The following is a 21,602-nucleotide window of genomic DNA, read 5'->3' on the forward strand; positions in this document are numbered from 1 at the left end:
AATCGGCGATCCGTTAGCTTTAGCACAGAGTGCGGTTCAACCCGCCTTCGGCCCGATTTCAGAGCAATGAGAACGGCGAACCCTCATTCCGCAGGAGTGACTCTGATGGCACTCAACAGTTCGGGCCTAATCTGGACTTGGGCTTGGTTGGCCCGTGCGAGCCAAGCCTTTGCCTGAGCCAGTTCATGACGCTCCAGGCATAGGCCGATGAGGTTGTTCCATGCAGGTTCCAGTGATGGGTTTGATTCAATGGCAGTCTGATAGTTGGCCTTGGCCTCACCAAATTGTTTCAGCCGATAGTGGCAATTCCCAAGCAATAGGAACAGCTCTGCTGGAACGCCGATTGTTTCAACGGTATCGCCGCGTGTCTCACCCCGCTGCCGCTGGTCATTCAGGTTGTGTTCTCTTGCAATGTAGAGTCCGCCGGAGCAACCACGAGGATCGACGCCGACTTGCTCGAGCTCAGCCAGGCTTGCCTGGAGCGTGGCCTCCAGAGCGGCTGCCTGAGCTGCTGCGGCCGCGCGCTCTTGCCGCTGTATTCGCTCAACATGGGCATAGCCTTGCTGCGATGCCTGAATGTGAGCCAGACAGGCTTGGTAGCGCCGTTCTTGATAGGCCATCTGGGCCAGCAGGAAGTGCGCTTCTGGATGGTCAGGAATGACTTCCAAGCAGGGTTCCAGCTTGAGTGTTGCATCCCGGAAACGATTTTGATCCATGAGCTGTTTCGTCTGCTGGAGGGTTCGATTGAACCCGACGTACCGTCGGAGCAGGAAGGCGTCGTCAGGGGAAGAAGGAGGTTTTTGCAGCACCGACTGGACCGGTGGCGCCCCACCGTGAAGAAACGGTGGGGCAATCAGGAGGGAGATGGCTAGGCAAATCACGGCCGCTCCTTCATCACAATCCACAGGGTAGGCACCTTTCCTTCAATGTGAAGGCCGAGTAAAGGAAAAGGCCCCGGTGAGGGGCCTTTTCCTTTACGGTTGGAACAGGGCAAGGCTAGAAAACAAGCTTGACCCCGAAGCGCATGGCCCGTCCAGTCTGCCAGGAGTTGGGAGACTGCCAAGCCGGGTTCAAGTTGCCCGTGGCGTCCGTGGCCTGTTGGATCTCGGTCAGCTCTTTGCGGGAATTGGCCAGATTGAAGATGTCAATGGACGGAACAATCTTCAGCTTTCCAGACTTGAACTGAAGGTCCGCATGAACGTCGATGTTCTGGATACCAGGTGTCCGGCCGTACTGGCCCATTTTCCCATTGGCGGGCGTGGCGTTGCCGTAATTGCCCATGTCGAGGGGAATGTTGCCGGAACCAAGGGTTCCCGGGGCAAGGCCCATGGTGGTGGAACCCTCGTCGAAGAGGCTGATGGGAGTCCCGGACTGGAAGCTGTAGTTCCAGCCGAGGTTCAAATCGGCAAAGCCCAGCGCAAACCGGTAGGAGCCGTAGACCTTCACCACACTGGTGCGGTCATTGGGCAGCAGGCCATAGCCCACATAGGGGTAGTAGTCGAAGGAGGCGGTGATGTTGTTATCCGCCTGACCGTTCGAACTGGAGACCAGCCCCTCGTAATTGCCTTCCAGACGGCTCCAGGTGTAGCTCGCCCCAAAGGTCAGGCGATCACCCTTGTAGTCGAGGGTGAGGTCGACGGACTTGTAGGTGTTGCCGGCTTCCGGATAGAGCGAATTGCCGGTGACAGGGACACTGCCGTTGTAGGGCGATGTGCGGTAGGACACCTGGCCGGGGTGGGGATTCCACAGGATTGCGGACCCGCCAGAGACATCCCCATGCAGTTCGTTGCCAAGCGCATCCGTGATGACGGAATCCTCGATGGGATTGACCATCTTGCGGTAGCGACCATGAATGCCGGCGGTCACGTATTTGGCGAAGTTCCAATCCAGACCCAGGGTGTACTCACGACGCTCGGGCAGCTTGGTGCCATCGGCGATGGGATCAAAGCTGAAGGGTGTGGCGTAATCGGTGACACCGTTGTTGGGACCGGACGGGTTGTAGGTGAACCCTGCGGTGGTGAAGTTGTAGTTGAAGCTGCCAGGGTTCGGGACCCCGTGTGAATCAACCGACGTGGGGCTGTTGTAGCGAGTGCGGGTGTAAATCTCGTTGGCGAACACCCGGATGCCCAGGCGCTGAGGAATGGACTCAAAGTAGCGGGCCACACTGCCGGCCAGCTTTATTGTCCCGTCCTTCTTGATGTCCCACGTGAAGCCCAGGCGGGGCTGAACCAGGTCACTGAAGTTGTCGAACTTCAGGTAGGTCTTGCCTTGGTAATCCTTCAGCTCCTGCTTCTCGTAGCGGAACCCATACATCAAACGGAAACCGCTGTCAGAAAGGCTCCACGAATCCTGGGCGTAGAAGGCCGTGAAGGCATTCTCGACCGTGGCATCCGTCCAGTTGTACTGGTCGAGCATGTAGATGCCCGCAGGAGATGCCCCGCGAATGCGGTGCCAGTTGCCGCCCGTGGTGGCCTGCTTGTCCTGGTACTTGGAATCAAGGTAGGACACACCGAACTTGAGGTTGTGGTCTCCAAGGAAGTAGGAGAGGTCAATTTTGAATTGAGTGGTGTCGTTCTTCGAGAGGCTGTCATAGACACCGTAACCACCGCTCTGCCACCGGGGTGCGCGAGAGGTGCCGAAGAAGGGGATGCCGTATTGATTGCCCGCGAGGAAACCCGGGCCCGTGCGGTACCAGTTGCCGTTGTCGATGCCGGCGCTCTGATCTTCAGGGGTGAGATCATCCTTCAGTTCGGTCTTGCCGAGCTTCACGGACAGGAACAGGGCCGGGCTGATGGTCCAGTCGTAGTTCAGCGCAAGATTGTTGGTGGTGCTGTGCAGGCTAGCGCCCCAGTTCGCATCGCCATCCAGCGGGCGAGCCTGCGGGGTATCCCGCTTGTGGTCATTGACGTTCACGAAGAAGGTGAACTGCTGGTCCAGGGTGAGGTACCAGTTGAGTTTGCCCACAAACTGCAGCTGCTTGTCCTGAATACCGCCGTCGGCCGCCAGATTGCGGTTGGTGTCGCCGGGAGCCTTCGAGTCGATGTAGCTGAGGCCAACGAAATAGAAAAGCTTGTCCTTCTGAAGCGCGCCCCCCAACTGGGCACCGATATCGTACCGGTCATCCGTGGGGCTCTGTTTGGCATAGAGGCCCTTCTTGCGGTCAGCCTTCAGAGAGCGGGGATCGATGTTCAACCAGGAGGAGCCCTTGAAATCGTTAGAGCCCGACTTGGTGACGGCGTTGAAGACGCCGCCGAGCGCGCTGAACTCAGGCTTGTAGCCGCCGGTCTGCACTTCGTATTGGTCGATGAAGTCGGTGGCGAGGTTCTGGCCCTGGAAACCACGACGGAAATCCGTGGTGTTCAGGCCATCCACGATGTAGGTGTTCTCGGCGGCAGAACCGCCACCCACGGAGGGATCACTGCCGAAGCCCGAGGATATGACGCCGGGTGTAAAGAAAGCCAGGCTGTTGAAATCACGCCCGGTGGGCAGCGAGGAAATGCTTTCTGCAGTGAGCGTTTGGCCCTGGGTGGTCGAGGTGGTATCGATTGAGGCGGAAGAGGCGACGACCTCCACCGTGGCCTTGGCTTCAGTGGCCATCTTGACGTTGATGGGCTGGTTCTGATTGGTCAGAACACTCACGTACTGCTTCGAGGTGCTGAGCCCGGTCTTCGAGAAGGTGATGCTCCATTGGCCAGGATTGAGGAGGCCCAAACGGAAAGATCCGTCCGCGGCTGTGACCACGAATCGGGAAATCTGCGCAGAAGTAGCCGTCACAGCCACACCGGAAACAGGGTTTCCCGTGGCGTCGGTGACGATGCCACTGACGCTGCCTGTCGTGCTGCTCTGGGCGTGCAGCACCGTGCCGCTGCCAGCGACCAAGGCGGCGGCGGTGAACCCGAGCCGGGTGAAAATGCGATGCATAGGTACTCCTATAGGAGAGAGGGCGGCGGAGGGGGCCGCAAAAAGCGTTATGAGGTCTGGCCAATCCCAAGTGAAAAATCCCCGGCAATGAAATGCCAAGGTTTTAACGAGAGAACGACCAAAGATCGGGGAAGTGTCGAAAGGATAGAACAAGTTTCCCATTCGCGATCAATAATTTTCGGATTAGGTCGTCCTGAGTATCAATAAACGAGGCTTTAATGGGATATAAATATCGCCTTACATGGCCTCATAAGGGAATTGCATATCCTTTCTACAGTCAGTCTCTCTTTGAGGTTGCATCGGACAGAAATAAACAGGCTGCTGCTTTTCATAAAATCTTGAGGCCATGGACGAATACCTAAGGGGGGCTGGATGCCTTCGGAGCCGACTTCATGATTGGATGAGTCGGCGTTCCAGACCCTATCACCATATTTTTGTGGGTGGGAGTGAAGCAGAAGGTTCGGCCTTCATAACCCTCTATCCTCTATCCATTGAATCCATTCTCTAGATGTACCTGCCATAGAGGTTGTTCATCCGGACTGAGCTGGGAGGCTGTTGTTGCGACGCAGCAGCCTTCGAGGAGACAGCCCGGATGAACCTTCACAGTTCAGCAAAGACATGCCCATTTAGTTGAGGGGTTTTGGTCCGGAGGGTCCGTCGGCTTGGTTGGACGGTCAAACAGGCGGCCCAGGCCGCGGGCATCAGCGTTCGGACGGCCTACAAGTGGCTGGCCCGGCGGTTCGGGATGCCCCGATCCACCGTGGGCCTCATCCTTCGCCGAAAGGGACTCTCCCGGTGGTCGGCGCTGGAGAAAAAGGAACCACCCAGGCGCTACGAGATCGCCGAGCCAGTCGGCCTCCTTCACCTCGACATCAAGAAGCTTGAGAGGATCCAGGGCGTGGGACACCGGATCCATGGCGACCGTCGCACCCGCCAGCGGGGCATTGGCTGGGAGCATTTGCACATCGCCATCAATGCCCATTCTCGAAGCAGCTACGACGAAGTGCTCCCGGACGAAAGGAAGGAGACCACGGCCGCCTTTCTCCAGAGGGCGCTTTTCCACTACGCCAGCCAGGGCGTCCAGGAGTTTATCACTCCTCACACTCCCGAGCATAATGGTCTCTGCGAACGCATCATCCGCACGCTCAAAGAACAGGCATCCACCATTACCGCTTCGAATCCATCCAGCACGCTTCCCGCGTCGTTGGCGACTGGACTCACTTCTATAACCACGGGCGGCCTCACCAAGCCCCCGGCATGAAGACGCCTCGACAAACCTACCTGCTTAACCAGCAACCTTGAGCAGTTTTTGATGGGTCAGTACATCTCCAGCCTGACCCACCCGCATAATGTGAGGACCTATCCTGAATGGGCCCACCCGCTCCCAAGTCCGATAACACTTGCCAAACGCCCCCCGGGAAAGGTCAGAATTGCCACATCTGAACTGCAACTGAAAACCCGGGCAAATCACTGCTGAGGTTATCCAATTACGATTGACTACGGTTATATTGAATACGACTTTGAATGGCGAAGGTTTTCCCGTCCTGTGAAGTTTCAACAATCTCTACAAAGGCATTCGGAGAGATAACTTCTATAGTTTCCCTTACCTTCCATGTTACAGAAACACCTGTTGGCGGTTCCATCTCAAAAACAAGCTTAGCTGGTACGCTATGTGTTTTGGAAAGAGTGAATACACCAGTTCGATAAATTTGGTCATCCTGCCGAAACAATCGAATGTTACCAGTTCGATCTTTCGCAAAGAAACTAGCCTGAGTTGTTACAGAACCGTTGGGATAGAGAGCCTGTGGAGGAAAATTGTAGGTACTTTGTTCCTGTAAATACTCACCACTAAGAATTAATCGATAGCGGCGGATCACTGAACCTTTTCCTTGATCCCCTTGGATGGACCCACGCCATTCACCGAGGAGGAATTGAACCTGAGACCATCGCGCACTTGCCGATTGTTGACATAGTGCAAAGGGTGCAAATCCGACGATGCAAAGCAGTGATTGAGTAAATTTCATCATGACGCCCTCAATGTACACAAAAATACGACAACTAGTCTCGGGTGGGTTGGATGCCCGATCGCTTATTTATAGTCCATCACCTATCGAAATGGAAGCGTTCACTAGCTGTAAGTGCCAATCAGGTTGTTCATCCGAGTTGATGTGGAAAGCTGAAAGCGCCAACCAACAGCTTTCAAAGGAACTCGAATGAACCTTCACGGTCAAGCAAAGTCCTGCCCATTCAGTCGAGCGTTATTTGTGGAACAGGTTCTATCGGAGATGACGGTGATCCAGGCATCCGAGATGGCTGGGTTCAGTGAACGGACCGGCCACAAGTGGCTCAAACGCTTTCGGGAAGAGGAAAAACCGGGCCTTCGGGATCGCAGCAGCCAGCCCAGGCAACTGGCCCGAAGCCACGAGCTTGGCCTCGTCGTTGAGGCCGTAGGAAGGCTCCATGTCCGTGAGTCAATGGCGAACGGGAGTTGCCAGATCCACCTTGGGCTTCTGGCTCTGGAAGGCCGGGATTTCGCGGCCCTCTGCTCTGCAAGTAAAAGAACCGCCGAACCGATATGGGCACGGAGCCCCAGGCGACTTGCTGCACCTCGACACGAGAAACTCGCCAGATCTCATGAGGTAGGCCATCGCGCCACGGGTATTCGCCACGGCAAGAACCGGAAGGCAGGCTATCAGGTGCTTCCTGTCTGCAACGACGACCACTCGCGGGCCTGCTACATGGAGGTTCTCCCGGACGAGAAGAAGGGCACGGAGGTCGCATTCCTCCTGAGGGCGCTTTTACATGCCCAGGCCCAAGGCGTCCCGGTCCGCAAGCTGCTGACGGACAATGATTCGCCCAACCATTCCAAGGAATTCAAGGCCATGCGAGAGGCCTTTGGCCTCAAGCACGCCCGCACCCAACCATGCCGCCCGGGAACCAACGGCAAGGCCGAGCGTCTCATCCAGACTGCTCTGCGTGACTGGGCATACGGCTCCACTTGGCAGAGTTCAGACGGAAGAAGCCAGGCGGTTAGCGCCTGGCTCCACTCCTACAATCACCATAGGCCCCACTCGGCCATAGGTGGTCAGCCCCGTCACTAGGCTGAACAACCTCGTTGGCACCGACATCTAGGGCCTGTTTTCAAAGTCAAGAAAGGCAAATGGACGTAAGGGGTTGTACAAATTGCCTAACTGCGGTACCTCATGGGTATGACGTTGAGGTAGAGCGTGGCGAGAACTTTTCTGACTGAACGAATGTGGGCCAGGCTAGAGCCTCTGCTGCCGAGCGAGCAGGGTGGAATGGGGCGCCCTCGCCTGGACAATCGCCCCATCGTTGAAGCGATCCTCTGGAAGCACAGAACGGGAGCGCCCTGGAGAGATTTGCCTGAATCCTTCGGACCTTGGAACACGGTCTTCACGCGCTTCAATCGGTGGAATCGGAGCGGAGTCTGGCAGCGGGTCCTCGAAGCCCTTCGAGGTGAAGCGGATTGCGAATGGGTCATGGTCGACGGAACCGTTATCCGCGCCCATCAGCATGCGGCTGGTGCAAAAGGGGGACCTACATCCAAGGGCTTGGCCGCTCGCGCGGCGGTTTCTCGACCAAAGTCCACCTGATCGGGGATGCCCACGGCAACCCCGTCGATTTCGTGCTGACACCAGGCCAGTCGCACGAGAGCAAGCAACTCGGAAGCCTATTAATGGGCCGGGAGGCCGGGGCTGTTCTCGGTGATCGTGCCTACGACGGAAAGTCCTGCCGGGATCAGATCGCGTCTATTGGAGCAGAGGCAGTTGTTCCACCTCATCCATGCAGGAAGGATCCAGCCGCCTTCGATAAGCATTTCTACAAGGCCCGCCACGCCGTCGAGAACCTGTTCGCGAAGCTCAAACAATACCGAAGCCTCGCTACCCGTTACGACAAAACCATGCGCAACTACAGCGCCATGGTCGCCATTGCCTGTGTCCTTACCTGGCTCCGACTTTGAAAACACACCCTAGCTCTTTGACCATTGACGAGGCCCTAAAAGACGAGGCCCGAAAGGGCCTCGTCTTTTAGGGCAACAATGTTTTGGGATTCAGAAGCGGAATCCCACGGCGAGATTAAGTGCGCGAGCAGCAATGTAATTAGACGAGGAAGTTGCCTTGCCGAAAGAACTGCTACCCGCCTTAAAGGGCAAGGTGTAGTTGGTTGCGTAGCTGGAATTGGCAGCCGTGGCCTGAGTGAGGGTGTATGTACCCCCAGTCGTGTTCCAATTCAGCAGTTCCTGAGTGTTGAAGAAATTGGTGATGTTTAGACGTGCGAAGGCGGAAAGCTTGTTATACACCGGGTAGTCATATGAAATCTGGACATCCGTGCGGTAGGTTTCCGGGAAATGGAAAGTTCCGCGGCCATCCGTGTAGTTTGTGAAAGTTCCGGAATAATAGCTGGGAGCTCCAGCGGGATTCGCCAGAGAAGGCGACGTGACCGTCTTCGAGTAGGGGGCTCCACTGGTGTAGAACTGCAAAGCGGACAGGGAGAAATGACCCTTGCCCAGGGCCGTCTTGTAGGTCATGTTGCCAATGAACTGAATCGGCTGATCCGCTGCAAGGACGCCGTATGGGTTCAGGCGTTCCGAGGGGATGTTTGTGGGCCCGTAATTATTTGTCTGAGCGGATGCACCGGCCTGGCCGCCTTCAAAATTACCCTTCAGGGAGCTGAAGGTAAGGTTGAACCCGTAGCTGAAACTGGAATTCAGCACGCGCTGATAGGTGGTTTCAACGCTCCAATAATCGCGGGTGAGGGTGGGATCATTTTTATTGGTAATGGTGGCCTGCCCAGAAACAGGATCGCCGGCCGTGTAGAAGTCATCAACAAATCGGTCCCACTTGCGCTTTGAGAAGGCGATGCTCCAAACCGTTCCCTCCAAGTCGTCGTGTCGGAGGCTGGCGATGTGCTCGCGCATCCGAGGGGTTTTGAGATTGGGGTCCGTCTTGAAATACGGACGGAACAGGCTTGGGTCGGAAGCGAAGAAGGGTGTGTTCGACCAGCTGGCGCGCAGCAGTGGATCGCCACCGAGATATGCGTATTTGTATTCGGCGGGGTTGCCAACGACCGAGGAACTATCGGTGGCGCCTTGCACGACCTGTCCGACATAAACGCTGTAGTTGTAAGAAACAACCCAGCGATTGTCACCGTAAATGTCATAGGTCGCCGAGAGGCGAGGCGAAAGATCCTTGAAGTCGAAATTGTTTACGCCCAAATCGTTCTGCGACTTGAAGGTGTCCAGGCGCAAGCCGAGGTTGAATGCCCAATTTTTGTTAACCTTCCACTTATCGTTAATGAAGTACCCATCGATCCGGTTTTTGGTGGTGGCGCCAAAGACCGGTACCCAGACATCCAGGAAAGTCTGGCCGCCGGTGGTGTCGTTCGGGGTCAGAGCTCGATTCGAGATGGCCGTGCTGTGGTTGTTTGGGTCAACGAAGCCGTTGAAATAGATGAACGTGTTGGTGGGGCTCTGAGAGTTGGCAGCGTTGTGCTGCGACTCAAACAACTGAGCGCCTACCTTGATCTCGTGCGAACCGGCGGCTTCTAGGAAATAGGTTGCATCGATGTTGGCGGTGCGAATGGGTCTGGAGTCGGAATCGCTACCGAAGAAACCATTGTCAAACATGGTGCCCGACTGGGTATCGATCCAGGGGATAGCCTTGCCGCCCTGGCCACCACTGCCAGGGCCACCCAGGGATTCCTTCTTATGATTGAACCGGGCATTCAGGTAAAGAGAGGGAGTTATCTGGCCAAGGTAGCCAAAAGTGACATAGCTGAACGTATCATTCTGAGATGATAGAACCTCTGTACCGCTGCTGCCGCCCGCAAAAGTTGTGGCGTAGTCGACGTTCTTGCGCTTAGATTCGGTCTTATTATACTGCCAGAAGACCTTGTGATCAGTGCTGATCTGCCAATCCAGCTTGATATCCTTGCGCTCTTCAACGCGGGTGGCGAAGAATGACTTATTGATGCCATCGCCGGCACCATCAACACCAGTGGTCGCATTAGGTGTGGAAGTCATCGGGGAAGTGGTGCGATAGCCGACCACGAAGAAGATGCGATCCTTGAGGACCGGACCGGAAACCACATATTGCTGAACCGTACTGTTGGCTCCGGCCAAGGGCTTCTGGAGAGGGGCAAGGGCATTCCACTTGCCAGGGTTGGTGATATCCCAACGGAACACACCAGAGAATTCATTGGTGCCGGACTTGGTTGTGGTATTAACCACACCACCCGTGAACCGACCATATTCAGCGGAGGCGCCACCCGTGACGACTTGGACTTCTTCCAGCATTTCTTCGTTGAGGCGAACAGAAGGGCCGCCGGTCACGGGATCCATGACGTCCGCGCCATCAACCAGGAATTGAACCTGGGTGGCCTGGGATCCACGGATGGTGATGCCGTTGCTATCGCTGCTAACGCCTGGGGTTAAAGAGGCGATAGCCCTAATCTCTCGGTTGTTGATAGGAAGCGAGTTGACGCTTTCCAAAGCGAAGTTCTGACCAGTTTTGGTATCTCCAGGTTCGGCGACGGCCGTGGCGGCCGTGACAACCACCGTTGCGCCGGTTTCCTGGATGGGCTTCAGAACTACATCGTAGGCGGCTGCTTTATCGATGTTGATACGGAGCAGGATGCTTGCCGACACATGGTTGGGGGCGGAAATGACCAGTTTCGCGTCATTCGGAGGAAGCTGCTGAAAGCGGAAGGAGCCATTGAGATCGCTGACGGTCTGCTTATCGCCTTGAGGGGTCTTAAGGACGATTGTGGCGCCGGGAATAAACTTTCCGGTGGCTGAATCCTTGACGGTTCCGATCACCGATCCTGTCTGGACGCCCTGAGCGACGAGCATCAGACCGCCTGAGGCAAGGAGCGCCGTGAGTCGGCCAAGCCGGTGGTTCAAAAGATGCATAGCATCCTCCAAAATGAAAATCGGGACGTATTTGGGGGGTCCCGAGGGGGGGAAGAAAACCACTCCGCATCACAACTGAAAGTTGCGCCCAGTCCACGATGGATTGGGCGGCTACCAAGAGTTAAGTGATGGGAGGCAGAAAAGAGCAAGAGTACAGGTGAGTAACCTTAGCAGGTTCGGCGGACAAACCAGGAGAAAATGTGAACCCTAGGGAACTCTAGATTCCAATCCGGCATCTAGCTAAGTTGTAAATCACAAGGCCTACTGGATAATATGGCTCAATAGATATGGGGTGATAGGCGGTGCAGTCTCAGTGAGTTGAAGGGTGTCAAGGTATAAACGGGAAAAAATGTTGTCGGCAGCCTTTGCGTAGACTCGAAAAACAACATCTCCCATCCGCACGTATTTCCCGACCTGAGCCATAACCCGAATGCCCACACCAAGATCGAGCACATCGTTCTGGTTTTTCCGGCCTGCACCTAATTCCATGGCAAGCAGGCCCAGGCCCCGGCCGTCGATGGCGGTGATGTAACCATCGCGGTCGGCCAGGATGTCGACCACTTTCCCAGCCTGGGGCAGCAGGCTGAAATCGTCCAGTGCGCGCACATCACCACCGTTGAGGGCGACGAAGCGGCGCAGCGTCTCAATGGCCGCGCCGCTTTGGATGCTGGCCTGCACCTTGGCCTGGGCCTCGGGCAGGGTTTGGGCCGCGCCGCCCATGATCAGCATTTCGGCGGCCAGGCGGAAGCTCATCTCCGCCAGCTCGGAATCGCCATGCTCGCCGCGAAGGATTTCCACGGACTCCATCACTTCGAGTGCATTGCCAATGGCCCAGCCCAGGGGCGCGTCCATGCGGGTGATGAGCGCGCGGATCTGCATGCCGTGGGCGGTGCCCACATCGACCATGCTTTGAGCGAGGCCGCGTGCTTCTTCCAGGGTCTTCATGAACGCGGTGGGACCGCACTTCACGTCCAGCACCAGTGCGTCGGCCCCGCCGGCGAGCTTCTTGGACATGATGCTGGCCGTGATGAGGGGAATGCTTTCGACAGTGGCTGTCACATCACGAAGGGCGTATAGCTTCTTGTCGGCGGGGGCGATGTTACCGGTCTGGGCGGAATTGGCAAACCCGGTTTCCGCGAGGCTGCGGATGAATTCGGCCTCGCTCAGTTCGACCTTCAGGCCGGGAATGGCCGCGAATTTGTCCACCGTGCCGCCGGTGTGGCCGAGGCCCCGGCCGCTGAACATGGGGCAGGGCACGCCGCAGGCCGCCACAATGGGGCCCAGGATGAGGGTGGTCTTGTCCCCCACGCCGCCGGTGCTGTGCTTATCCACCTTGAGGCCGGGCACTGAGGAGAGATCCAGCCGCTTGCCCGAATCCCGCATGACCAGGGTGAGGGCGAGGGTTTCTTCGGTGCTCATGCCGCGCCAGCAGATGGCCATGAGCAGGGCGCTGCTCTGCTCATCGGGAATGCTGCCATCGGCGGCTCCCTTCACCCAGAAGGCGATCTGCTCTGGGGACAGGGCTCCGCCCAGCTTCTTGGTATAGATCAGGTCGTACATCCGCATGGGATGACTCCTCGGCAAATTGGTCTTCAGATGCTGCGAACGAGGTTCTCGATGGCGGACGCGTCGCCGCGGCCCTTGTAGCGGGCCTTGTAGTCGGCGAGATCCTTCAGGCCTTGCGCGCGGTCGCCCGCGAGACGGTCCACATCCACTTGGCTGGTCCAGAAGGCTTCGCCCCAGGCTTCGTCCGGCTGAGCCTTGGTGCGCAGGGGATCCAACTGGGCCCGGGCTTCCTGAACCTGCCCCAAGGCGAGGGCGCGCTGCGCGAGGCGGATTCGGCCCCAGGCGTCCTCCGCCTTGGCAGGCGCCTGACCCTTGCCATCCAGGGCCAGGCGCCAGGTGGCCAGAAGGCCTTCCGTGGCGGCCTTGCGGGAGGAGGGCGCAGCCTGGGTCAGGGCCTCGAGGCGGCCGAGGCGTTCTCGCATCCGCTTCTCCACCTCGGCCGCGGGCAGCGGCGTGACGCCATCTCCTTCCACTTCCATTTGGAGCGCGGAAAGCGCTGCTTCATGCTTCTCGGCCACCGAGGTGCGCCAGAGGTTCCACCCGCCGAAGAGCAGGCCCAGGATCAGCAGGGAGGCGGCACCGATGAGAATGGGTTTCAGCAACCCGGCGTCCTCTTCCTGTCCCTGGCTGAACTTGGTCTGGAAATGGGCCAGGCTTTGGGCGGGTTTCTGGACTTGGATTTCGCGGATCTTATCGGGGCGGGCCATGACGAACCTCTTCGGATGAAACATCAATCAGACCCTTGAGGATGCACCAATCCCCTCACTTCTGGCACTTGAAAATGCGCCCCCGGCTGGTATCCTGATCATTCCTGCCTGGGTAGCTCAGTTGGTAGAGCAATGGATTGAAAATCCATGTGTCGGCGGTTCGATTCCGTCTCCAGGCACCAGTGAAACCCCTGACCCTTCAACGGTTCGGGGGTTTTTCGCGTGTGGGGATGCTGTCTCAAAGAGCCCGATGTGATGCCCTAATTCTAACATTTGCGGGGCTGATTCCCTACAAAATCCCTACATCGGATCAGAGCAGAAACCCGCGCCGATGCTGGATTTTCCTGCACCAATGGCAGGCGAAGTCCAGGATGCCCCGTCCTGAAGCGCTGATGCCCCTACACGTCCTCGAAGCGCCCCACAGGGACGGGAGGGGTTTTATCTGATTTCGCCCCTCCTGCGCCTGACAAGGCAGGGGTGGTCAACATTCCAACGGAACCCGCATGATGAAGTCCCCGGGTTCTGCCCCACCACCGGGCAGTCAATCAAAGGCGATCGGATCTCTTCAATCGCCGGGCTCCCCCTCGAACCGCCCATGGGAATCGCCGTAGACCTCCCCATGTGCCTCATAAATCTTGGCGGGCAGGTCATCGACCCCGGACATGCCAGCAAGCTCATTCGATGCCATCAGACCGAGCGTACCTGATGAGCGAAGGCAGACTACAACATCCTTTGGGTGGAAGTTCGCACCGATCTCATTCCTTGTTACATAGGCACTCACGGCGATTTTCCCGCCATGAGTGAAGTCATGCAGCATGTTGATCGTGTCACTCAACCTTGAAAAAGTGCCGCCGTTGTAGCGCTCCACACTCTCAACATCATTAATCAACTGCTCGTAGCGGATCGGCGGGATGTTCTTCGCATACTCCTTTTCTGAAAACTCTTTGATCTGCTCGTCTGTCGCTTTCTCCAAGAACCAGACTCCACGCACAAAGGCGTCCAGTTGAGACCGCAGAAGCGCCTTCCCAGGGGCGATCATCTGCGCATCCATCAAAAGGAGGATCCCAATTTGATGCTCCATCGAAATAAGAAACAATGCCGCTGCGATCTTGTTCCGTGGGGTCGCATCGACTGAAATGGCGTCTGTCAACTCACGCGAGCGTCGGACCCACTCCTTCGCCATTGCGATCTCGGCATGAACCTCAGGCTGATCTCGTAGCTCCATACTCCCCCCACCTGGGACGCCGATCCCCACCACGATTACTTTCGCAATGGAGGATAAAGCGTTTACTGTCTACACCCTATACCGTGGGGACCTGGCGCGTAATGAGCAAGGTCCCCAGACCGTGCGCCCTCACCCTTCCCCCTCAGAGAACGCGAAGGTCCTCATTCGGCTCATGGGGTCCCTTGGAGGGAGATCCATGTCAGCAAGCTGACAGAAGATTGCCGCATTAGTGATCCCCATCGCTTCACGAACTCGTCCCCACTTACTCCAGTCCGCCGTGAGTACAACTCGCATCGTTTGCCCGATGCCGTCAGGAGGCACGAGTCGATCCACCGCCCAAATATGGTGTTCGATTTTCTCGATGCTCCTGCTGTCAAATGCCCTGAGAAGATTGTGGAAGGCGTGCGCCCCCGCCCGCTTGCTCAAGAACACGGCTTCAAACGCCGCATCACCCATATCCCCGAATAAAAACTTGTTCTTATTCTGCTGGTCGATGGCGAGGGCGTACAGGTGCCCCAGGAGCTCCTCGGAAAGGGCATGAACTTGTTTGAGGCGCACAAGGATGTCCTCCTTGGTTGCTTTCTGGAGGTGAAACAGGATCTCGGCTTTCAGGCGGTCGGGCACAAGGTCGGGCATGATCTCCTCCGGGTTGGTGGAGAGAGTGCCTGAAGGGGGACCCCCTAGCGCAAGACCCGGGGTCGTGATATAAAATATTGATAATAGGCTACATTGACAGAGTCATGCTCGCCTTGCGATCAGGCGTTCCCAAACAGGTCTGGTGCTTGCCTCATCCAAAAACGGAGCGTGAAAAGCCGGAATCCCCAGCAACATATACGATAGGGGGGGGTGAGTGACTGTGGGGTGAGTGTGAGGGAGCCTCTAAGCAGCTAACGAATTAACTCTGCTCCCTTCAGCGCAAAGTCCGACTCCCACGAAGTAGTACCCGCCGCGATCCTTCTTCCGCTCCACTCCCGATGGGAAGCGTGCTGTCATCGCTTCACGGATGATCGCCCCGAACACCCCTCGGTGCTCCGAAACCCAGGGCGCAGCACTGCGGAACCTCACCCAGAGGTCGCCGACCGTAACACGCTGTTCTTCCCCCTTCTCACAATGCTCCACCAAGAAGTTCTGGAGGTCGTCCCACATCCCGTTCCGGATGTCCGCTCGCTTCTCAGAGCGGCGCTTGGACGACTTCTTGCTCTTTGCACTCTCCCTCTCGTGTGCCTTCCCATATGGGCGGTTCAAATCGCCGTTGTCTTTCATGTGCGAAGCGGCTTCCCGGATCGCTTTTACCCCATCGAAGTTATTTTGCTGTTCGAAGAACTGCACAATATCTTCCGTGATGGCGTCACCCCATTTCACTGCAAGCCCACGTTCCTGCACGGAAACGCCTGATTCCCAATACGCAAGTTCATAAAGGCGCTGACTCACGCCGAGCAGAACTCCCATGCTTGGAGCGGAACCTTGGTGCGCCTCCCAAAATTCGCAAACCTCCCGGAACGTCTTCCCTTCTACCTTCGATCTCACTTCATCGAGGGTCATGGGAACAAGGGCACCAGTCCCCACCTGCTCGTGGGTGAGATTTACGAGATCCATCATCCTCTGGAAGTAATCCACCGTCTTGGTCTTCACGCGCTCAAGATCGAGCGCCAACTTCCAATCCTCTTCATTCACAAATCGCGGGGCACCATCCCGTTCAAGAGTGTCATGGTCGATCTTGAATGGGGATCCGTCGCTACCAACCAAGAACCACATCGCAAGGTGGTATTCGAGCGGCGCTAAAAGGTCCTCACCGCCCTTCCCCTTAACCTGGAGAGGCGTATCCAGTGCGCGAGTCACTGCGTTCTGGATGTTCTCGATTCCCGCCACATGATTGTCCCCCCAGCCCGTTTCTGCTTCATTGAGCTTCGTCCGCTGAGTTCGAAGTATGCGACTTGCGACTTCACCCCCCCACTTTCCAGCAACAATGGTGTGGAAAATGAACAACTGATACTGAATTAGGCAACCTTTCCAGAATTGCTTCGCCTCCTCGGGGGCACCATCTCCTAGCGCGTCCCAACCGTCAAACGGAGATTCGTTCTTTCGAATCAACTCAAATGGCAGCATGGAAAATGCCTGCTCGGAGAACTCGAACTTGGTTGGAGCATGTTGTTTTTTTGCAAACAATGACTTCACGCCATCAAGCAAGCCCATAACAGACTCTCCGTGGTCTCCCGCCATTTCAGGTTATACCAGCACGGTCAGAGTGAAGTGCCCCCACATGGTCTGACAAGATCAAACACGCTTGATCGCTTTAAGCCCCCGAACCTGGTTGCGAAGCCTCCACGCCCCTCCGCCATGCCTTCATCGCGTCCCCCCCCGGTGGGGGGGAGCCGTGAACCCCACCGCATTAGTTAGCGCTGTGTCCCACACGACCGGCATCCAGATCACGACCCCCAACGGCAAGCGGGTGTATTTGGGCTTCTCCCTGACGAGGCGAGTCGGGGCATTCCCGGGAAGCATGTCGAAGCGGCGTAGGCGGTGAGCTACTTGGGACCGGGGTTGTTGATGACCTTGAACTCACCCTTTTCCAGCTTCGGTCCCCAGAACTGAATCACCGATTCTGCGTCCTCCGGCTTGCTGGCAGCTTCCCGGAGGATGGTCTGGACGGGTCCCCAGGGAAGACCAAGCCGCTGAGGGTGCCCTTGGGCATGGTGGATAGGGCGTCCCACACCCATGAAGGGATGGGCAGCACCCGCGCCTCCTTGCCCTTTGCGCGTCCCACGGTGTAGGTCCGCTGCTCCAGGTCCATCCAGTCCCAGCGCATCCCGGCGACCTCGCTGGAGCGCAGTCCCAATCCCAGCATGACGCGCACCATCACCCGCACCTGGGGGTTCTTCGTGGCGTGGTCAAAGGCGGCGAGGAAATCCGACACACGACTGGCGGGGACGGTGGGGCGGGGCTTCCGCTGCACCCTCAGCAACTCCACCTTAAGGGCTTTCCGCAGCCTTCCGCGCTTCACGGCGAAGTTGAGGAGGGTCCGCAGGGAGATGAGGACATTGTTCGTATAGACGGGGGACCGCCCTGCCACCAGGAGGTCGTTCCTCAACTGGTCGACCATAGCTGCGTCGATGCGATCCACGGGGGTCTTGCCCAGGCGAGGGGCGATCCACACCCGCCAGTGCGCGGTGGCAGAGGTGATGTAGCGGGGACTCGCAGAAGGGGTCTTGGACGCCAGGAACTCCAGGTGGACTTCCTCCAGCAGTAGGGTTCGGCGGGTGTCCTTGAGGGCGAGCTTGCCCCGGGCGATGTCCAGGCGAAGCTGACTCAGGAACAGGGTGGCGGTCTTCAGGTCCGTGGTCTTGGTCGATCCCTGGTAGCGGACCGCATCCACCACGATGTCGTAGTTCCAGACAGACCCGCCCCGCTGGGTGAGTCCTGGGGTCTTGCTGCGTGTCATGGCGTCCTCCGAAGTGGAGGCGCTTCAAGACAGCGGAGGGACCATTCCCTACATTTCCCCTACATGGGGCGAAGGTGCTGGGCGTGGGATCTATGACCAGGGTCGCAAGTGTTGCAACCGGGTATCCTGATCCTTCCTGCCTGGGTAGCTCAGTTGGTAGAGCAATGGATTGAAAATCCATGTGTCGGCGGTTCGATTCCGTCTCCAGGCACCACGTCGAGGCCCCCGGTTGGGGGCCTTGATGTTTGTGGGTAGGCTCCGGTCATCGGTGAAATCTGATCGGAACCATGCCTGGCCGTTGGCGGGCTTAGATGACGCCGCCTGCTTTCAGCTCGAGGTAGCGGTTCACCAGGGCGGTGGGGAGTTTGGCGGGGCTCACGTCCAGCACGCCGACGCCCTGGTGGTGGATGTGCTGGAAGAGGGCTCGGCGCCGGGCCATGTAGTCGTGGGCGGCGGCGTGGTCGAGGGCGGCCTCCACATCGTGGACGGGCTGGGCCAGCAGGCCATCGACCACGCCTTCCCGCAGGTTGGCGAGCATCACCAGGTGGCGACCTCGGAGCAGCTTCAACGCGGGCAGAAGGGTGGCGTCCTCCTCATCGCGCAGGTTGGTGATGAACACCACCAGGCTGCGTTTGCGGAACTGCTTCAGGAAGCGCTCCGCCGCCGCGAGGTAGTCCGGCGCGTGGGTGGTGGGCTGCACATCGAAGAGCTCCTGGAACAGTCTCTCCAGCGTAGCCAGGCTCTTGTGGGGCGCCACGGTGCGCGGATGGTCTTCGGCAAAGGTGGTCACGCCCACGGCGTCGCCCTGCTTCAGAGCCACGTAGCTGAGGAGGAACAGCGCGTTGAGGGCCTGGTCGAAGTGGCCCAGTTCGGTGCCATCCAGCTCGTCGAGGGGTTTCATGCGCCGCCCGCAGTCGAGCAGAAACACCACCTGCTGATCGCGCTCGTCCTGGTACTCGCGGCTGATGAGCTTGCGGCTTCGGGCGCTGGCCTTCCAGTCCACCTGGCGCAGGGTGTCGCCCTGCCGGAATTCCCGCAGCTGGTGGAAATCCAAGCCCTCACCGCGGCGGGGGCGTTTGAGGATGCCGAGCATGGACAGCCGCTGGTCCGTGGCCAGCAAGGCGTAGCGGGCGACGGCGGCAAAATCAGGGAAGACGCGCACGGGAAGGGGAGCGGGCAGGCTCAGGAGGCGGGCCCAGAGGCCGAGGCTGGTGCGAAGGCGCACCTGGATGGGGCCGAAGGCGCGCTGGCCCCGGGCCGTGGGGCGCACCTGGTAAGGCTGCTCAAGGAATCCCTGCGCCGGAAGATGGTGCTCGCTCGGCAGGCCCCGGCTGTCGAAATCCGAAGGGTGGTGGTCGAACAGCTCCACGTGCAGAGGGAACCGAGAGGGGTTGCGCAGGCGCACACGGATCTCCCGCCACTCGCCCAGGGCCAGGCTGGATGGGGCTTCCCGCGCTCCGCTGAGCTGCTTGGGCCAGAGGGTGAGGAGGAGGTCCAGCAGGAGGAACCCCAGCAACACCCAGCCGCAGATGCGCCAGACCGGCATCAGGCGCGCCCACACCGAGGCCGCCAGACCCAGCAGGGTCCAGGCGGCCAGGAGGCGGAGCAGGGGGAGGGTGGGGATCATGCGCGGGGGGCCGGCACCTTGGCCAGGATGGCCCGCAGCAGGTCGTCCGAACCCAGGCCCTCGATTTCGGTTTCGGGGCTGCGCTGCAGGCGGTGGCGCAGGGCGGGAAGGGCCAGGGCCTTCACGTCGTCAGGGGTGGTGAAGTCCCGGCCTTCGAGGAGGGCATGGGCCCGCACCACGCGGACCAGGGCGATGGCACCGCGAGGCCCGGCGCCGATGGCGATGCCGGGCCACTCGCGGGTGGCGCGCACGATGCGCACGGCGTAGTCCAGTACCGCCTCGTCCACGCGCACGCTGGCGGCCAGGGCCTGCAGCTCCAGCACCTCGGTGGCGCTCATGAGGGGGCGCACCTCGTCCACCCGCAGCGCATCGCCGACAGTGCCGGTGGTGACCTGGCGGACCAGGGCCACTTCCTCGTGAACCTCTGGATAGCCCATGTGGACCTTGAGGAGGAAGCGGTCCAGCTGGGCCTCGGGCAGCGGATAGGTGCCCTCCTGCTCGATGGGATTCTGGGTGGCCAGCACCATGAAGGGGGCCTGCACGGGCAGGGTGCGGCCCTCCAGGCTGACCTGTTGCTCCTGCATCACTTCCAGCAGGGCCGCCTGAGTCTTGGCCGGGGCGCGGTTCACTTCATCGGCCAGCAGCAGGTTCGTGAAGACCGGGCCGCGACGCAGATGGAACTGCTCGCTCTTCATGTCCCACAGGGCGTGTCCCATGACGTCGCTCGGCATCAAGTCCGGCGTGAACTGAATGCGGGCGAAGGCGCCGCGAAAGGTGGTGGCCAGGGCCCGCACCAGCAGCGTCTTCCCCAGGCCCGGAACGCCTTCGAGCAGCACATGGCCTCCGGCGAGGAAGGCCGCCAGCACCTGGCCCACCACGGCCTCCTGGCCCACGAGGGCGCGGTGGATTTCCGTGCGAAGGGCCTCGGCCTGTTCGGCGGCCCACTGGATGCGGGCGGGATCGGGGAGTGGCGTGGGGGTCGAGGTTGTCATGAGGCGGTCCCGTGAAGATGCTTGGTCAGTGGGCGATCAGAGGCGTTGCCGGAGGCGTTCGAGGGTGAGGAGATCCTGGGCCAGCTGATGGGAGGATCGGCCCGGCCGAGCATCCAGCGCAGCGCCGATGGCATCGGCGTTGCCGCCCGCGGTCTGGGCCAACCAGGCGGCGCGGGCGCCGAGGTCCATGGATTCGTAGGCGGGGTTCAGGCGTTGGGCCCGGCGCTCCAGAGCTTCGCGGGTGCAGGCCACCAGGTGGGGTGCGGCGCCGCCATGCCAGAGCAGACGCGCGCTGGCGCTGAGGTGCTCCAGCAGGGAACGCCGCTGCGGCTTGGCCTCGGGCAGCATGGGGCCGAAGCGGGGCCAGCCCTTCCACACCCAGGCGCCCACGAGCGCCAGCAGGGCCAGCAGCGGCGCCCGCGCGTGCTCCCACACCCAACTGAAGAGGGACAGCTCCACGGGGCGCGACCAGATCACCACCGGAGCACATCCCGACTGCAGGGCCAGAAGCCGCTGCACGTAGGCTGCGTGATCCAGTTGCCCCAGGGAATCGCGGTAGACGAAGTTGAGATCCGGCGTGAGGGTGATGCGCCCCTTGCCTTCGACGCGGGTGAGCAGCACCTCCAGGCCCTTGTCGCCCAGGCTGTAGCTCCACGCCTTGGCATCCTCGGGTACCAGGCGCCACCGCGCCGTGCGGCGCACCCGGTAGGGCTGTTCTCCGTCGTGGAAGGTGTCCGTGTCCTCCTGCTGCTTTGCCTCCGTCAGGTTCGGCTCACCGGCCTGCTTGTTCTGAAGGGTGACGCCCAGGGTCTGGTGCAGCAGGGCCAGGCCTCGGTCATCGTTGAAGGGTGCGGCGGTGCCATCGGTCAGCAGGTGGCCACCGCGGCGCACCCAAGCCAGCAGGGTGTCCACCTCGGTTTGCGTCAGAGGCTGGCTCAGGTGGAGCAGCAACACAACGGCCCCTTCGGGCAGTTCCGGGGCCACTACTTCGCCGCCCTTCCGCTGCACGAGGCGGCCTTCGGCCTCCAGCCACTTCTGCAGCAGGAGGGTGGGGTTCTCCAGGGCCTCGCCGCGCAGCCCCACCTCGATGCTCTGGGGCGCTCGGCGGAAGGAATGGCGGCTCAGCCACACCAGTGTGGCGCACCCCGCGAGGAAGGCCATCAGGAGGGTGAACAAAAGTCGCCGCATCGCGCT

Annotated in this window: 16 protein-coding genes, 2 tRNA genes and 1 pseudogene; 6 read left to right on the forward strand and 13 right to left on the reverse strand. The window is 59.4% G+C overall.

All coding sequences use genetic code 11. The features are described 5' to 3' along the window. Nucleotides 1-83: 83 nt before the first annotated feature. Nucleotides 84-881 (reverse strand): tetratricopeptide repeat protein, encoded by a 798-nt coding sequence (locus Q9293_RS01090; protein ID WP_306249322.1) that lies wholly within the window; start codon nucleotides 879-881, stop codon nucleotides 84-86. A 115-nt stretch (nucleotides 882-996) separates the two neighbouring features. Next, complete coding sequence (locus Q9293_RS01095) at nucleotides 997-3,921, reverse strand: carboxypeptidase regulatory-like domain-containing protein (RefSeq protein ID WP_306249323.1); 2,925 nt, start codon at nucleotides 3,919-3,921, stop codon at nucleotides 997-999. 640 nt (nucleotides 3,922-4,561) lie between these two features. Between Q9293_RS01095 and Q9293_RS18610 the strand changes: the two are divergent. Next, nucleotides 4,562-4,615: pseudogene (locus Q9293_RS18610) on the forward strand (hypothetical protein); the annotation flags it as partial. Between the two features lie 488 nt (nucleotides 4,616-5,103). Further along, a complete protein-coding gene (locus Q9293_RS18615) occupies nucleotides 5,104-5,223 on the forward strand; it encodes an integrase core domain-containing protein (RefSeq protein ID WP_372342185.1) in 120 nt (39 codons plus the stop codon). Nucleotides 5,224-5,408: 185 nt separating this feature from the next. On the opposite strand, the gene Q9293_RS01105 is transcribed toward Q9293_RS18615, so the two are convergent. Next, nucleotides 5,409-5,948 carry a hypothetical protein gene (locus Q9293_RS01105; protein WP_306249325.1) on the reverse strand — a complete coding sequence of 180 codons (540 nt, stop codon included), beginning with the start codon at nucleotides 5,946-5,948 and terminating at the stop codon, nucleotides 5,409-5,411. Nucleotides 5,949-6,134: 186 nt separating this feature from the next. Between Q9293_RS01105 and Q9293_RS01110 the strand changes: the two genes are divergently transcribed. Further along, complete coding sequence (locus Q9293_RS01110; RefSeq protein ID WP_306249326.1) at nucleotides 6,135-7,022, forward strand: integrase core domain-containing protein; 888 nt, start codon at nucleotides 6,135-6,137, stop codon at nucleotides 7,020-7,022. Between the two features lie 126 nt (nucleotides 7,023-7,148). After that, a protein-coding gene (locus Q9293_RS01115; protein WP_372342157.1) for an IS5 family transposase occupies nucleotides 7,149-7,903 on the forward strand; the annotation gives its coding sequence in 2 pieces (ribosomal slippage) (nucleotides 7,149-7,485 and nucleotides 7,485-7,903; 756 coding nt in all). Nucleotides 7,904-7,993: 90 nt separating this feature from the next. Here the strand turns inward: Q9293_RS01115 and Q9293_RS01120 are convergent. The 3 genes from Q9293_RS01120 to Q9293_RS01130 form a co-directional block, all read right to left on the reverse strand. Continuing rightward, on the reverse strand, nucleotides 7,994-10,852 hold the full coding sequence (locus Q9293_RS01120) for a TonB-dependent receptor (RefSeq protein ID WP_306249327.1): 2,859 nt from the start codon (nucleotides 10,850-10,852) through the stop codon (nucleotides 7,994-7,996). A gap of 261 nt (nucleotides 10,853-11,113) precedes the next feature. Then, entirely contained in the window at nucleotides 11,114-12,418 is a 1,305-nt protein-coding gene (locus Q9293_RS01125; RefSeq protein ID WP_306249328.1) for a thymidine phosphorylase, read from the reverse strand. Between the two features lie 26 nt (nucleotides 12,419-12,444). Then, nucleotides 12,445-13,125, reverse strand: a complete 681-nt coding sequence (locus Q9293_RS01130; protein WP_306249329.1) for a hypothetical protein — start codon at nucleotides 13,123-13,125, stop codon at nucleotides 12,445-12,447. A 106-nt stretch (nucleotides 13,126-13,231) separates the two neighbouring features. Here Q9293_RS01130 and Q9293_RS01135 point away from each other — a divergent pair. Next, nucleotides 13,232-13,307, forward strand: a tRNA-Phe gene (locus Q9293_RS01135). A gap of 383 nt (nucleotides 13,308-13,690) precedes the next feature. On the opposite strand, the gene Q9293_RS01140 is transcribed toward Q9293_RS01135, so the two are convergent. The 4 genes from Q9293_RS01140 to Q9293_RS01155 all read right to left on the reverse strand — a co-directional run bounded on the left by Q9293_RS01140 (nucleotide 13,691) and on the right by Q9293_RS01155 (nucleotide 17,789). Then, a complete protein-coding gene (locus Q9293_RS01140; RefSeq protein WP_306249330.1) occupies nucleotides 13,691-14,350 on the reverse strand; it encodes a hypothetical protein in 660 nt (219 codons plus the stop codon). Between the two features lie 129 nt (nucleotides 14,351-14,479). Then, nucleotides 14,480-14,986, reverse strand: coding sequence for a hypothetical protein (locus tag Q9293_RS01145; RefSeq protein WP_306249331.1), 507 nt, complete (start codon nucleotides 14,984-14,986; stop codon nucleotides 14,480-14,482). A 243-nt stretch (nucleotides 14,987-15,229) separates the two neighbouring features. Beyond that, nucleotides 15,230-16,543, reverse strand: a complete 1,314-nt coding sequence (locus Q9293_RS01150; protein ID WP_306249332.1) for a hypothetical protein — start codon at nucleotides 16,541-16,543, stop codon at nucleotides 15,230-15,232. Nucleotides 16,544-16,943: 400 nt separating this feature from the next. Further along, the gene (locus Q9293_RS01155; RefSeq protein ID WP_306249333.1) at nucleotides 16,944-17,789 is read right to left on the reverse strand and encodes a tyrosine-type recombinase/integrase; all 846 of its coding nucleotides are present in this window, start codon (nucleotides 17,787-17,789) and stop codon (nucleotides 16,944-16,946) included. A 138-nt stretch (nucleotides 17,790-17,927) separates the two neighbouring features. Here Q9293_RS01155 and Q9293_RS01160 point away from each other — a divergent pair. Then, nucleotides 17,928-18,003 (forward strand) — tRNA-Phe (locus Q9293_RS01160). Nucleotides 18,004-18,096: 93 nt separating this feature from the next. Here the strand turns inward: Q9293_RS01160 and Q9293_RS01165 are convergent. From Q9293_RS01165 to Q9293_RS01175, 3 genes are read right to left on the reverse strand one after another with little or no spacing between them, the layout of a single operon-like run. Continuing rightward, complete coding sequence (locus tag Q9293_RS01165) at nucleotides 18,097-19,416, reverse strand: DUF58 domain-containing protein (protein WP_306249334.1); 1,320 nt, start codon at nucleotides 19,414-19,416, stop codon at nucleotides 18,097-18,099. After that, nucleotides 19,413-20,408, reverse strand: coding sequence for a MoxR family ATPase (locus Q9293_RS01170; RefSeq protein ID WP_306249335.1), 996 nt, complete (start codon nucleotides 20,406-20,408; stop codon nucleotides 19,413-19,415). The genes Q9293_RS01165 and Q9293_RS01170 overlap by 4 nt, the downstream gene beginning before the upstream one ends. A 36-nt stretch (nucleotides 20,409-20,444) precedes the next feature. Beyond that, nucleotides 20,445-21,596 (reverse strand): DUF4350 domain-containing protein, encoded by a 1,152-nt coding sequence (locus tag Q9293_RS01175; protein ID WP_306249336.1) that lies wholly within the window; start codon nucleotides 21,594-21,596, stop codon nucleotides 20,445-20,447. Nucleotides 21,597-21,602 lie beyond the last annotated feature (6 nt).

Source organism: Geothrix sp. PMB-07, from assembly GCF_030758935.1.
GTDB lineage: Bacteria > Acidobacteriota > Holophagae > Holophagales > Holophagaceae > Geothrix.

Excerpts from the sequence above, each read along its gene's own strand:
- Q9293_RS01150 (WP_306249332.1), bottom strand. The coding sequence starts at position 16,543 with ATGGGCTTGCTTGATGGCGTGAAGTCATTGTTTGCAAAAAAACAACAT.
- Q9293_RS01125 (WP_306249328.1), bottom strand. The coding sequence starts at position 12,418 with ATGCGGATGTACGACCTGATCTATACCAAGAAGCTGGGCGGAGCCCTG.
- Q9293_RS01095 (WP_306249323.1), bottom strand. The coding sequence starts at position 3,921 with ATGCATCGCATTTTCACCCGGCTCGGGTTCACCGCCGCCGCCTTGGTC.
- Q9293_RS01170 (WP_306249335.1), bottom strand. The coding sequence starts at position 20,408 with ATGACAACCTCGACCCCCACGCCACTCCCCGATCCCGCCCGCATCCAG.
- Q9293_RS01120 (WP_306249327.1), bottom strand. The coding sequence starts at position 10,852 with ATGCATCTTTTGAACCACCGGCTTGGCCGACTCACGGCGCTCCTTGCC.
- Q9293_RS01140 (WP_306249330.1), bottom strand. The coding sequence starts at position 14,350 with ATGGAGCTACGAGATCAGCCTGAGGTTCATGCCGAGATCGCAATGGCG.
- Q9293_RS01110 (WP_306249326.1), top strand. The coding sequence starts at position 6,135 with ATGAACCTTCACGGTCAAGCAAAGTCCTGCCCATTCAGTCGAGCGTTA.
- Q9293_RS01130 (WP_306249329.1), bottom strand. The coding sequence starts at position 13,125 with ATGGCCCGCCCCGATAAGATCCGCGAAATCCAAGTCCAGAAACCCGCC.
- Q9293_RS01175 (WP_306249336.1), bottom strand. The coding sequence starts at position 21,596 with ATGCGGCGACTTTTGTTCACCCTCCTGATGGCCTTCCTCGCGGGGTGC.
- Q9293_RS01155 (WP_306249333.1), bottom strand. The coding sequence starts at position 17,789 with ATGACACGCAGCAAGACCCCAGGACTCACCCAGCGGGGCGGGTCTGTC.
- Q9293_RS01165 (WP_306249334.1), bottom strand. The coding sequence starts at position 19,416 with ATGATCCCCACCCTCCCCCTGCTCCGCCTCCTGGCCGCCTGGACCCTG.
- Q9293_RS01105 (WP_306249325.1), bottom strand. The coding sequence starts at position 5,948 with ATGATGAAATTTACTCAATCACTGCTTTGCATCGTCGGATTTGCACCC.
- Q9293_RS01145 (WP_306249331.1), bottom strand. The coding sequence starts at position 14,986 with ATGCCCGACCTTGTGCCCGACCGCCTGAAAGCCGAGATCCTGTTTCAC.